The sequence below is a fragment of the Gordonia sp. LMA167 genome, assembly GCF_058130025.1.
The window spans coordinates 782,671-795,718 of record NZ_CM176708.1 but is presented as its reverse complement, the minus strand read 5'-3'; the positions used below and the strand labels follow the sequence as shown (position 1 = coordinate 795,718).

Sequence of the window (13,048 nt, the reverse complement as noted above, 5' to 3'; positions counted from 1 at the left end):
CACCACAGCCTTCCCGAAGCACAGATGTACACAAGCCCAACCTGTATACCTACCCTAACCGTCGTGGGCGGCCATCGCCTCCGTGACACTCGCCTGTGCCAGGCCCAGCCCGGTTGTCATCCCGATGCCGGTGGTGACCGTGACGATGTGGGTGTGGGGGAGGGGTTCGTGGCGGAGGAACTCGCGGCCGGCTGCCGTGCTGTAAACGCCCTGCCATCTTTCGACGACGTCGATCGTCGTGACGTCGAAGAGCTCCTTGGTGACCTCCAGCAGCGTCGCGAATCCCGCTTCGGACTGGAACGGCGACACGGTGACGTCGCGGGTGTGGGTGTCCCCGATGAGGACGGTGCCGTCCGGCTGCGGCGTGTACATCTGATGGAGATCGAGTGCGGTGTACTCGGGATGGTCGGCGTGCAGACGGTCGGCGACCCGGGTCGTCGACGGAAGCGCCTCGAAACCGCTGTACCGCAGCAACGACCAACCGGTGAACAGCGGCGTGGTCAAGGGAAAGCGCAGCGGCACATGGGCTCTCATCATGTGCAGGGCACAGCGCCGCATCGAGATGCCCTCGGCGACATCCGGGAACAGGCGGTCGAGGTCGTGGTTGACCGCGATGAACGTGGTGTCGGCGCGGATGTCCCCGCGTGACGTGCGCACCACGCCGACGTCGAACGATGTCGCGGCAGTTCGCCAGTGGAACCGCACCCCCACCGATTCCAGCCACCGCGCGACACGTGGTGCCGCAGTGCGCGGATCCACCTGGAGATCGCGAGGAAGGAAGAGTCCGCCGACGACCCCGCGGCCGTCGGCGGGTACCCGGTCGAGCGTTTCCTCGCGGCTCAGCAGTCGTGCCTCCTGTGGACCCCGGGCCTCGGTGAACCCCGCCATGACGGCATGTTCGTCCGCGTGCCGGGCGATCGCGATGGTCCCCGACTCGGCTGACCAGAACCCGGCCGCGTGTGACAGCTCGAGCCAATGTCGACGTCCCGCCCGTGCATACCCGAGGGCCTCACCTGACTGGGCGGTGATGCAGGCGTGCCCGAAATTGCGGACGGATGCGCCGGTTGGCCGACCGGCATGATCGACAACGGCCACCGAAAGACCCAGTCTGTGTGCGTGATACGCGTGAGCCAGGCCGACGATGCCGGCCCCGACGACCACGACATCGACGTGTGTCCCCGCTGCGGCCATCGTCCCTGCTCCTCGATGCAGTCAATACTTACTGCGAAGAAAGATATACAAGGTAGGTGACGGCCCTGTGGCCGGAAGGGAACCATCTGCTGAACGGTCGGAGGTCACCCCTCGTGGATCAGCAGTGGTACCAGCTGTTCGGCAACAGTCCACGCGCCGTGGTGGCCCACCATGTTCACCTCTGGCGTCGGATCGTTGAGCGTCCGGGTCAGGATGGTGTTACCGCGCGCCACCGCGACCAGGTCCCCGATGCGCTCGGCGATCACGTCAGTCACGTCCGCGCCGAACCAGTTCTCGTCCAGAACCTGTTCGCGGGGAACAACATAGGCGTCGTCGCCGGCGACGTTCTCCCAGAAGGCCTGGACATGGTCCCGGGCGCCGGGCCGCGTGTAGACCTGACGCACCCGCATCTCCCCGGCCACCGCCTCCACACCCTTCAACATCTCGTCGGTGGTGTCGATGTCAATTCGCTTGTCCGCCTGTATCATTCCATGATCCCCGGTGACTGCCAGCACGGTATCGCGGGGAAGTGCTGCGGCCAGGTCGCCGACGAGCCGGTCGACCACGCCCAATGTCTTCACCCACTGCCCAGACGCGGGACCGAAGATGTGGCCGGCCGCATCGAGATCGGGCCAGTAGGCGTAGACGAACCGATGCCGGGGCGTCGACGGTGCCAGTGCCTCGCGGACACCGTCGAGGATCTGGGCCGGTGTCTGGGCCCCGATATAGGTGCCGTCGACCTGGAACGCGGCGCGGCTGAAACCCGATCCGCGGTAGGCGTTGGGCATGACATAGGTCACCTCGACGCCTCGATCGGCCATCTCGCCGAGAACCCCGCGGCCCGGCTGAATCTGTTCGGGCACATACAAGGCCAGCGCGGAACGTCCGTCCGACCGGTTGAACGTCCAGCGTAAAGCGTTGAGTGTGCGGCGTTTCGGACCGCGGGTCTCGTCCCGTTCGGTGCGGAACGAGTAGCCGATGATCCCGTGGCTGCCGCACGAGGTACCGGCCATCAGGCTGGTGATGCTACTGACCGTGGTCGCCGGAAACCCCGCCCGCAGCGAACCGACCCGCATGGACGTGAGAGTGGGGGCGATGTCGGCATGCGCGGCGAGCAACGCGTCGCCCAATCCGTCGATCAGCAGCAGCACGACGTCCTTGGCCGCGGGGATCGGCACCGCCACCGAGGGCCGGCGACGAAACGCATCGTCGATGGCCGGTAGCACGTCGGCGAGGGTCGCATGGCCACCCCACTGCAGCGGAGGGAGCTCGTCCGTCGATTGACTCACAGGCCTCACGGTATCCGGATCGTCTGTGGACAACCCGCCGTGCCTCGACCTTCACATCCGCCGGGCACCCTACCCTGGTCTCTATGCCCGGCTACGACCCGCTCAGCGCCACCGCGAGCGACCTCTTCGTGGCGTTCGACGACGGGGCCCTCGAACGCGGTTCGGATTACGCCGACGACGGCCGGCTCTTCGGGCTGTCCTGGGAAGCGGACGACCTGACACTGACGGCGCGGTGCCGCGGGTCCAGCCGGCACGTCTACATCGTCAAAGCTCACTTCCGTGCGGTCGGCGCGGTCCGCAGCCTGGACTCCACCACCTGTACGTGCCCGATCGGTTACCTGTGCAAACACGGCGCCGCCCTGTTGTACGTCGCGATGGAGGCCGAGACGTCCGTGTCCGCCCCCGTGGCACAGATCAGCACGTTGCCCGCGCAGTGGCGAACGATGTTGGGGTCATTCGTCCGCGATGAGGAACCGGCCGAGGCATCCCCGCTCGGCATCCTGGTGGAGCTCCCGGAGCCGACCCGGTGGGCGCCCCACCCGAGCCCGACCGTACGGCTCGTCCGTCGCGGCAAACGCGGAAACTGGGTACGGACCGGCATCAGCTGGCGGAAGTTCACCGGCGGGTACCCCCACGACTCCGGACTCGCCCTGGACGAATTCGACCCTGACCACGTGCGCCCGGTCATGGCCATTGCACGCGCGCTGCTCAACATCGGATTCGGCGGCGACGACGTGTCCCTGGGTCTGGCTCCCGCCGACATCTGGGAACTCCTCGCGGCCGCCGACGCCGCCGGGGTCGAGCTGGTCGCTCACCCGTCGACCGGAACCGCTCGTGTCGAGCTCTTCTCCGGTGCTCGCATCGGCTTCCGCCTCACCCGCGTCGACGACGGTGCCCGAGTCGAGCCGTACATCCAGGTCGATCATGCGAACTGGCAGGATTCGCCGATCGGGTTGATCGGACAGGCGGAGCCGCACGGCGCGTTCACCATCTCCGACGATGCATTGCTCTTGGGGCCGTTCCAGGCTCCGGTCAACCGTGGGGCCCTCGAGGAGATCATCAGTAGCGGCGGCATCACCATTCCCGACGCCGACCTCGACGAGTTCACCACCGAACTGCTACCCACCCTCGCGGCAGTCGTCCCGGTCGCCATCGAACCCGGCGCCATCGAACCGCCGACCATCGAGGGACCGACGCCGCTGCTGACGATCCGGGTCGGCGACGACGCGTCGCAGGTCCGCTGGGACATCAGTTATCGGATCAACGGACGACGACGCATCTTCGAGACACACGATCCGGTCGCGGCCAGCACCATCCGGCGGGCCGAGGACGAGGAACGGGCGTGGAAGACCGCGCGCCCCGCGATCGAACTCGTCGCCGCGCGGTGCTCGCGCTGGCAGGTGCAGGCCATGCGCATCCAGAGGCAGGCCCGCAGTGCCGGCTCCGGCGAGCAGGATCTCGATGCCGTCTTGGCTGACGACGTCGAGACCGCCGTCCAGCAGGCCAGCGTCGATTTGCTCTGCCGCACCTTCACCTACTCGATGACCGAGACCGCCGTACTGATCGGCGAACTGGTTCCCGAACTCGGAGACGACATCGAGGTCGAGATCCTCGGCGACCATATCGATTTCAAGCCCGCAGACCAGGAACCGACCATCAGCATCGGTGAGGACGACAGTCCGGCCGGCAACGACTGGCTGAATCTACGGATCACCGTGAAGGTCGATGGGCATGACGTCCCGCTCGGTGACATCATCCGCGGACTCGCCGCGCGTGCCACTCACCTGCTGCTACCCGACGGCACCTACTTCTCACTCGACAATCCCGAACTCCGCCGGCTCGCCGAACTGATCCAGGAGGCGCAGGACCTCGGCGAGGTCGACAACGGCCTGGTCCGCCGCGACACCTACCACGCGACACTGTGGGATGAGCTTCTCGGACTCGGTGTGGTCGACGACCAACTCGCCGACTGGCATCAACGTCTCAGTCGGCTTGCGGCCGCGACCATCCCGGCACCCGGCGGCCCGCCCGTCGGTCTGCGCGCAGACCTCCGTGACTATCAGGCCGACGGCCTCGACTGGTTGAGATTTCTGTGGCAGAACAGGATCGGCGGCATCCTCGCCGACGACATGGGACTCGGCAAGACGGTCCAGGCCCTCGCGCTGATCGCCGAGGCGTCGGCGGAATGCCCGAGCGGTGCGTTTCTCGTCGTCGCGCCCACGAGCGTCGTCGGAAACTGGATCAACGAGTCCCAGAAGTTCGTGCCCGACCTGAAGGCAGTCGCCGTGACCGCCACCGAGGGCAAGAGCGGGGTCGACTTCGCCGAGCAGATCGAGGGAGCGCAGATCGTCGTCACCTCGTACACACTGCTGCGCCTGTTGTTCCAGCAGATCAACCAGTTCCATTGGACCGGAGTGATCTTCGACGAGGCACAGTTCGTGAAGAACCACAACAGCAAGACCCATCAGTGCGCACGCCGGCTCGGTGCGGAGATGAAACTCGCGATCACCGGCACACCGATGGAGAACAACCTGATGGAGTTGTGGTCGCTGTTGTCGATCACCGCACCCGGGCTGTTCCCATCACCGAAGACATTCGGCGACTACTTTCGCAAGCCGATCGAATCCGGCAACAACCCGGAGCGTCTCGGGCAATTGCGCCGTCGTATCCGCCCGGTCATGTTGCGGCGCACCAAAGACCAGGTGGTCGCCGACCTTCCCGCCAAACAGGAGCAGGTGCTGGCCGTCGAGCTCGGGGCCAAACACGAGAAGATCTATCAGACCCGACTCAACCGCGAACGCCAGAAGGTGTTGGGCCTGCTGGGCGACTGGGACGAGAACCGGTTCGCGATCTTCCGGTCGCTCACCATGTTGCGCCAGCTCAGCCTCCACGCCGGACTCGTCGAGGAGAAGCACCACGACGTCGCGTCGGCGAAGATCGACTACCTCGCCGAACAGCTCCCCGAACTCATCGCCGAAGGCCATGCCGCACTGGTGTTCAGCCAGTTCACCGGCTTCCTCGGTCTCGTCCGCGAACGGCTCGACGAGTTGGGGATCGCGTACAGCTACCTCGACGGCTCGATGAACGCGAGTCAACGCAAGGCCGCGATCGACGAATTCAGCAGCGGCACATCGAAGGTCTTCCTGATCAGCCTCAAGGCCGGTGGGTTCGGGCTCAACCTCACCGAGGCCGACTACTGCTTCGTCTGCGACCCGTGGTGGAATCCCGCCGCCGAGGCGCAGGCCGTCGACCGCGCCCACCGCATCGGCCAGACCCGCCCCGTCACCGTCTACCGGCTGGTCTCGGCCGGAACGATCGAGGAGAATGTGGTGGCGCTGCAGGACAAGAAGCGCAAGCTGTTCGACGCCGTCGTCGACGACGGTGACCTGTTCGGCACGGTCATCAGCGCCGATGACGTGCGCGCGCTCTTCGGCGCCGGCGAGTGAGCTGAGGAGCCTCCGAGCTTGCGACCGTCACCCCGGTCCTTGGGGAGCCTCCGAGCTTGCGACCGTCACCCCGGTCCCTGAGGAGCCTCCGAGCTTGCGACCGTTACGCCGGTCCCTGACGAGCGTCCGAGCTTGCGACCGTCACCCCGCTCCCTGAGGAGCGTCCGAGCTTGCGAGGATGCGTCACGAAGGGCGGTCCTTCGTGACGCTCGCAGGCTCGCTCCTCAGGAATCGGCGTTAGCTCGCAGGCTCGCTCCTCAGGAACCGGTGTTTGATTGCGGGCGTTACCCTCCGGTCCCTGAGGAGCCTCCGAGCTTGCGACCGTCACCCCGCTCCCTGAGGAGCCTCCGAGCTTGCGACCGTCACCCCGCTCCTTGGGGAGCCTCCGAGCTTGCGAGGATGCGTCACGAAGGGCGGTCCTTCGTGACGCTCGCAGGCTCGCTCCTCAGGAATCGGCGTTAGCTCGCAGGCTCGCTCCTCAGGAATCGGCGTTAGCTCGCAGGCTCGCTCCTCGGGAACCGGTGTTTGGTTGCGGGCGTTACCCTCCGGTCCCTGAGGAGCCTCCGAGCTTGCGACCGTCACCCCGCTCCCTGAGGAGCCTCCGAGCTTGCGAGGATGCGTCACGAAGGGCGGTCCTTCGTGACGCTCGCAGGCTCGCTCCTCAGGAACCGGCGCTCGCTCGCGAGCTCGCTCCTCAGGAACCGGCGTTCGCTCGCGAGCTCGCTCCTCAGGAACCGGCGTTCGCTCGCAGGCTCGCTCCTCAGGAACCGGCGTTCGCTCGCACGATCGCTCCTCAGGAACCGGCGCGCACGGACTACAGGAATGAGTCGTCGCCGCGCAGACCGTAGCGCGGGTGATCGCCGATGACGATGGACTCGAAGATGCCGTAACCGGTTGCGTCGCCCTCCTGCACCCGGATGACACAGTCCCGTAGCTGGTGCGCTTCGAGGACGGTCTCCCGATTCGTCATGTCGGCGTAGCGCTCACCGGACGTGTGATCGACACCGTTGTACTTGCCGTGCCGGTCGCCCTTGAATCCGAAGTAGTTGGCGGTACCAAGGTGGAATCCGGTGTCGGAGACGGGTGCGATCTCGACGACCCGCTCCTTGCCCCACCCGGCGTCGAACCTCATGGTGCCACCCAGGAGCCGTCGAGTGGCCGGGTCGTATTTGAGGTCATCGACGGTGCCGTGCAGAGGTTCCTGCCGGCCATCGGCATGGTTGACGTAACCGGAAAAGTAGTGCACCTCGCCGTTCACCCACTGGAGGTAGTGGTGGATCTCGTACGGGTCGCCACCGTTTGCGGGTTGGAAATACATCGGACTCCAGGTGAGGATGAAGTCGTCGTTCATCCGGTTGGGCGCCTTGACATCCGGCGCCGGCTCGCCGACATCCATCCGGACACCCCAGGAGCGGTCCCGATAGCCGAGCCAGTCATCGTCGGTGATGGTGATCTTCTCGCCATCGATCTGCACCCATCCCGACACCGTGACGAACTGGTGAAAGCGTCGGAGGTCCGACGCGATGCGGAATCCGTCCGCGCCACGCTGCGCGTCCTTGCGCTCGAGAAACGGCGGCAGCAGGGTGCTGGTGAGCACCACGTCGAAACTCAATGGCTGAATGTCATTCTCGCGGAGGATGCAGCGCACCTTCTGCATCGGTTCGATGATCTCGTAGTCGATCGGGCCGACCCCGATACGCTCGGGGTCGAGATCCAGCTCGGTACTGGCACGCACGGTGATCTGCTCGACGTCGCGGGAGATACCCGCAAAGGCGTCGATGACGTTGCGGTTCTGGTACTTGCCGATGCCGAAGTCGATCTGCAGCGATCCGTCGCGCGCGAACAGCGAGCACCAGATCTTCTCGGTCCACGAGATGTCCGCATGCGAAACGGTGGCGAAGGTCTCCGGCGTCTGGTGGATCAGGAACTCGTCAGCGGGAACGATCTTCTGCATGGGTTGGCGCATTGATTTCTCCTTGGTCGTTCTGGGCGGTCGGCAATCGACCGAAATGGGACCGGTAATGTCAGGCGAGGCCGCTGAATGCGCTCAGACGGTCGTGTCCGACAAGCGCACCGCCGAAGATCGCAGCGGCTTGATCGTCATCAGCGAGTGGCTCGGGAAACAGCGCCATGGTGCGGTCGGAGATCGCCCACTCGATCGCACCCTCGACATCGGCAAGGCGCGCGAACGGTCGAAGACCGAAGGTGTACATCTCGGTGGCCGAGAGGATTCTGCGTTCACGGTTCATCTCGCTGAACGCCTGATAGAGCTTCAGATGCTCTGCACCCACGGCCTTGGTGAGGGCATCCCAGCGATCGGGGGCCAGCACCTCGGTGCTGCCGTCGGCGCGATGGCCGATCACAGCCGCATGGGTGACCGTCGACAGGAACTGCTCGGGCTCGGTGAAAGTGGTTCCCCAGTCGTTGATCTCGAACTCGGTGAACACATCTGTCGGGAAGGTCAAGGTCAGCGTCACCCCACTGAACCCGGGATCACAGCCCTGAGCCCACCGATAGCCGAACTGGCCCGTGTCGAGACTCAGGAAATCGCGTACCAGCGTTGCCGTGCCCTCACCGTCCGGGTACGGACCGTTGTCGCAGATCCCCACTCGAGAGTCGGTGAAGTACATGAAGCAGTATCCGGACAGTGCCGCATTCAGCGTCTGGAGTTCCTTCCGGGTGCCGTCGGTGAGTTCCTGCAGATCACCCCGCAACGCGTTCACCGCTGTGGCAGGCAGGTACCGGTTGGTGAAGCCCGCATCCTTGTAGTCGAGCGTGCCGTCGCCTCGATGCGCGAGAGTCAGACGCCGCCAGAAGTCGACCACCGTGCGGACATCGTCGAGGTCGTCCCGCGCTCCCAGCTCACCCATGTGGATCAAAAGCTCTCGGCCACAGAGGTAGTGGTAGCCGACCATCCAGATCCACAACGGACTGATGAGACCGGGCTGTTCACGTAGCCGGCGCCCGATCTCCTCGGCGGGCATCGCCGCGTCGATGACGCGAATCCGTTCCGGATAGGAGTGGAAGTCTTCGATCACCGACATCGACATGTACGGCATCATCGGGAAGATCTCGGAGGTGAAGCCGGAACGTCGGGTCATCTCCGGCTTGAACGCGCGCCCCATGTGCAGGATCAGGGCATCGAGGTCCTCATCCGACAAGGTCTCCGAACACAGTTGTGCGACTGTCCCGGCGCCGACGGATGACGGGAACGGCTTGCACGCGATGTCGTCGCCGACGGTCCGGACGTAATCCCACCAATCGGTGCGGGCATCGCCCGACGTCGCGTCGGTGAAATCCCGCCCCACCGGGTCGGCCCGATCGAGGGGGTCCACCCCTGATTCGCGTGGCGATGCCGCCGATGCCGCTTGTTCCGAATCATCGGATTCATCCGCCGAAGAGAGGAATCCGGTGCCGGCGGAGGTCGACGTCATGCGCAGACGATCACCGTCGGCCGGCTCCCAGCCGTCGAGCTCGACGGCGAGCAGACACGGGACGCCGTATTCCCGGGACACGATCGCCAGGTGCGAGCGGGTAGTGCCGGACGTGCACACGATGCCGCCGAGCCGCCCCAGGATGGGGGACAGGAAGGTGGTTCCACCCGACTCCACCAGTGCGATGACATCGGACAGGTCGTCCGCGAAGACCGCGATGACATCGTCGGGAGCGGCGAACTTCTGTATCCGGCCCGATACGCTGCCGAAGTCGTACGAGCTGATACCTACATGGCGGGCCGGCGCGGAAGCGGTCATCGGTCTCCTCCCAGCGGGCGGAAACAGCCGTCCCGGTCGGCCGGGACGAACACACCACCGATGAGCGCGAGCGCCGTGTCCGGGTCGCTGAAGCGCTGGTAGGACTCCACGATCGACGGACTGATGGACCAGTCGATCGTGTCGTAGCATCCGGCGATTCGGGCCCACGCCTTGAGTTTCCAGCTGTACATCTGGGTGGCGTACAGATTGCGTTCCTCGGGATCGGTCTCGGCGAGCCGCGCATACAAAGCGCGGTGGGCCTTGCGGATATGCGCGGTCAGATCGACAACGTCACCTTGTGTCAGGGCGCGTAGCTGTCCGTCGCGAGCAGCGAAGACGCGTGCCTCGATGACCTCGGAGAGATAGTCGCTGGGCGCGAACCACGCTGTTCCCCACACGTTGTTGTCCATCGAGACCGAATTCGGCAGCCGGTAGGCGATCACGAAGTTGTGCTCGGGCAACGTTTCCCGAATGCCGTCGAGCCATGGGAAGTCACCGGCGCCGTCGCAGCAGAGTTCGCGCAGTGCCAGGAACGTCCCGTCGCCGAGATCGTAGGGTCCGGTGTCACACACCGCTGTTCGCGCATCGCAGTTCTCCAGGAACGCGTACGCGGTGAGCCGGGCGGCGAACTTCCGGAGGGTCGTGGTCGCCGTCGAATCGTTGGGTTCGAGTTGTCCGCGGATCTCCGCCAGCAGCTCATCGGTGACGATGTGCGAGCTGTTGGGCGGAGTGGCATCCATGTTGTACAGCACGTTGTCGGTGCGCATGGCGATGGTTGCGCGCCGCCAGAAGCGCAGCACGGTCAGCTGGTCCTCGAGATCGTCGGCGAGCTGCTTCTCACCGAGGTCGACGTAGAGCTCGCGACCCGTGAGATAGTGCAGAGGCATCGCCGCGAGGTTGATGAAGCTGCGCTTCGACCCGACCGGCAGGCCGGCAGCGACGAGATCCTCGGGGGACGCGTGCTCGGTGATGGTACGGATCCGATCCGGGACCTGCAGGTAGTCCTCCATCATCGACATGATGATGTAGGTGTTCATCCCGAACAGCTCCGACTCGAAGACGGTCCGTCGCGAGAGCTCGGACTTGTACGCGCGGCCGCCCTCCGCGACGAGGTCGTTCCACTCCTCGAGGGTGGGCTCATAGTCCGGGTCGTTGAGCAGTCGGCTGTCCTGGGCGTGACTCGTGATGGTCATGAGTTCACCGCCGGGGCGGTCACGATGTCGATGGTCGCCTGCTCGGCGTCGGTCAACCCCAGGTGAACCTGCGAACCGGATGGGATCTCGGTGCCGATCTCGGCGACCAGGACGCACGGCACCGCCGACTCCCGCGACAGGATCGCCAGGTGCGATTCACGACTTCCGGCGGTGCAGACGATCGCCTTGAGGTCGGGGAGGATGGGGGACAGGAACGTCATCCCGCCCTTGTGCACGAAGGCGATGGTGTCCTCGAGATCGTCGTCGTCGATGTCGAGGACGTCCGTGGTGTCCTCGAACCACCGTGCTGTTCCCGAAAGATCGCTTGTGGCAAATAGATTCACACCGGTTCCGGCGCGCGTTACGGAGCTCGTCATGTGCTGGATGTCCTTTCCACGAGGCAAGAGGCCTACGCAGACTATGAACTGCATCACAGATCAGGGGCAGTCCACTTAGGGGGACATCATCGCCGGGACGAGCCGCCGGCGAGTGGGTCAGAGGGTGGCGTCGCGGGCGATCAGCGCAAGCTCGAGGCGGGAGTGACAGCCGGTCTGCTGCAGAATCCGGGTGATGTATTTCTTCACTGAATCCTCAGCGATACAGAGTATTTCGGCGATCGACGCGTTGCTCTGACCATCCGCCACGAGCTTGACCACCTCGCGCTGCCGCCCGGTCAGACGGCCCACCGCCTGCATCTCCGGACCGGCCGGCAGTCGCTTGGTCACCGGCGCGAGCTGTTGCCCGACGAGCCGCAGCGTCGCGATCTCGTGCGGGCCGAGGTCGGTCGCCGACCGGCCGAAGAGTCCGATCAGCGCGGTACGTCCACCGGCCAGCGGCAGGCGCATCGCTGCCGCCGAACCCATGTGCCAGCGCCCGTGGAGGAAATGATGCACGTACGCCTCCGACGATGCCGGTAGTCGACCCTGTGCCAGCAGCTCGTCGAGCGAGGCCACGGAGCTGGTCAACAGTTGTCGGACCGCGGGCGGGGAGCCGAACACGTCGTGGGTGGCCCAGCGCTCCTGATACTCCGGAAGCATCTTCGCGGTCGCGCCCTCGGTCAACGGCGCGTGGTCCTCGAACACCAGATGAAACGTCGACCCGGAAAAGAACGAGATGTTCGCCAGGTCGAGGTGGCGGGACAGCGACTCGACAAGCCCTTCGCGGAACTCGGTCAGGTTGGCGGCGTCATGGCATCCGGAGATGATCTCGAACGCGCGACGATAGTCGGCCGCGTCCAGGATGGCGGGCGGTTCCCAATGCGTGGTGGTGGCCATCGGTGCTCCTTGCTCACTACCGCCGGGAAAGTGTCCCCCTATGTGGACTACATCACATCGAGCGGTGCTTCTAGGTTTACATCACCGGCCACCGCTCGTGCCACTGAAGGCAGCTGACCTGGGAAAAGGTCAGTATCCCGCAATCCGGACCGAGCGCCGGGCCGAGTGTCCACGATCAAAGGAGCGAAGATGGCGGAGTCAGAGACCCTCGTGCCGAAGTGGGGGGTGCCGGAGACCCTGCCGCTACCCAACAAGTACAACTCGGCGATCCGCGCGCTGGTGGCACAACGCGCGGCCGACCTCGGTCTGGACTGGACCACCGACGTGTTCACCCGGTCGGCGGAACTGTTCTCCGCCGACGATGCGCGGGCGGTCGAACAGGCGGTACTCGACACCGGGTACCGGTTCGAGTTCTCCGCGACGGCGTCGCTGGACTCGGAGCCGGACAAGTACCGGCGGCCCGAACCGGAGGAGAACGGATTCACAGGCGACAGCGCCGACGAAGGTGTGCACGGTCGCGGCGACAACGTCCTGACCACCGGGGAGAACACGATCGGCACGGTGCTGCGGATCTCGCGGATCGAGCAGGTCATGGACCTGCTCACCGACGGCGTCCCGGACAACACCGTCGCCGTCATCGACGATTCGGGCGGCACACTCACCGCGCCGATCCTGGAGGGCTTCCACGGTGTCATCTGTCTCGGGGGAACCGTTCGATCACACCTCGGCATCCTCGCCCGCGAATACGGCGTGCCGACGCTGATGAACTGCCGGATCGAGGGCCTCGACGATGGTGACCGCGTCGAACTGGAGACCACCACAGCGCCGCCGGCCGCCGACGCCTACGAGACCGGCGACACCGGTCACGCCCGTATCTGGAAACTGCAGAGCTGAGGACCAACC

Annotated in this window: 9 protein-coding genes; 2 read left to right on the top strand and 7 right to left on the bottom strand. The window is 65.4% G+C overall.

Annotation, left to right across the window (positions count from 1 at the left end; translation table 11 throughout):
• Positions 1 to 54: 54 nt before the first annotated feature.
• Both ACVT6V_RS03615 and ACVT6V_RS03610 read right to left on the bottom strand, forming a co-directional pair.
• Entirely contained in the window at positions 55 to 1,191 is a 1,137-nt protein-coding gene (locus ACVT6V_RS03615; RefSeq protein WP_489898448.1) for a TIGR03364 family FAD-dependent oxidoreductase, read from the bottom strand.
• 104 nt (positions 1,192 to 1,295) lie between these two features.
• A complete protein-coding gene (locus ACVT6V_RS03610; protein WP_489898447.1) occupies positions 1,296 to 2,480 on the bottom strand; it encodes an alkaline phosphatase family protein in 1,185 nt (394 codons plus the stop codon).
• 83 nt (positions 2,481 to 2,563) lie between these two features.
• Here ACVT6V_RS03610 and ACVT6V_RS03605 point away from each other — a divergent pair, with 83 nt between their 5' ends.
• Positions 2,564 to 5,926 carry a DEAD/DEAH box helicase gene (locus ACVT6V_RS03605; protein WP_489898446.1) on the top strand — a complete coding sequence of 1,121 codons (3,363 nt, stop codon included), beginning with the start codon at positions 2,564 to 2,566 and terminating at the stop codon, positions 5,924 to 5,926.
• Positions 5,927 to 6,740: 814 nt separating this feature from the next.
• Here ACVT6V_RS03605 and ACVT6V_RS03600 read toward each other — a convergent pair.
• The 5 genes from ACVT6V_RS03600 to ACVT6V_RS03580 form a co-directional block, all read right to left on the bottom strand.
• Entirely contained in the window at positions 6,741 to 7,892 is a 1,152-nt protein-coding gene (locus ACVT6V_RS03600) for an Rv3169 family protein (protein WP_489898445.1), read from the bottom strand.
• Positions 7,893 to 7,950: 58 nt separating this feature from the next.
• Positions 7,951 to 9,678: a PEP-utilizing enzyme gene (locus tag ACVT6V_RS03595; RefSeq protein WP_489898444.1), complete on the bottom strand. Its 1,728-nt coding sequence runs from the start codon at positions 9,676 to 9,678 to the stop codon at positions 7,951 to 7,953.
• Positions 9,675 to 10,871 (bottom strand): hypothetical protein, encoded by a 1,197-nt coding sequence (locus ACVT6V_RS03590; RefSeq protein WP_489898443.1) that lies wholly within the window; start codon positions 10,869 to 10,871, stop codon positions 9,675 to 9,677. The genes ACVT6V_RS03595 and ACVT6V_RS03590 overlap by 4 nt, the downstream gene beginning before the upstream one ends.
• Positions 10,868 to 11,248 carry a PEP-utilizing enzyme gene (locus ACVT6V_RS03585; protein WP_489898442.1) on the bottom strand — a complete coding sequence of 127 codons (381 nt, stop codon included), beginning with the start codon at positions 11,246 to 11,248 and terminating at the stop codon, positions 10,868 to 10,870. Before ACVT6V_RS03585 ends, ACVT6V_RS03590 begins: the two co-directional genes overlap by 4 nt.
• 117 nt (positions 11,249 to 11,365) lie before the next feature.
• Entirely contained in the window at positions 11,366 to 12,145 is a 780-nt protein-coding gene (locus ACVT6V_RS03580) for a helix-turn-helix transcriptional regulator (protein ID WP_489898441.1), read from the bottom strand.
• 189 nt (positions 12,146 to 12,334) lie between these two features.
• On the opposite strand from ACVT6V_RS03580, the gene ACVT6V_RS03575 reads away from it, so the two are divergent.
• A complete protein-coding gene (locus ACVT6V_RS03575; RefSeq protein ID WP_489898440.1) occupies positions 12,335 to 13,039 on the top strand; it encodes a PEP-utilizing enzyme in 705 nt (234 codons plus the stop codon).
• The last annotated feature ends 9 nt before the right edge of the window (positions 13,040 to 13,048 follow it).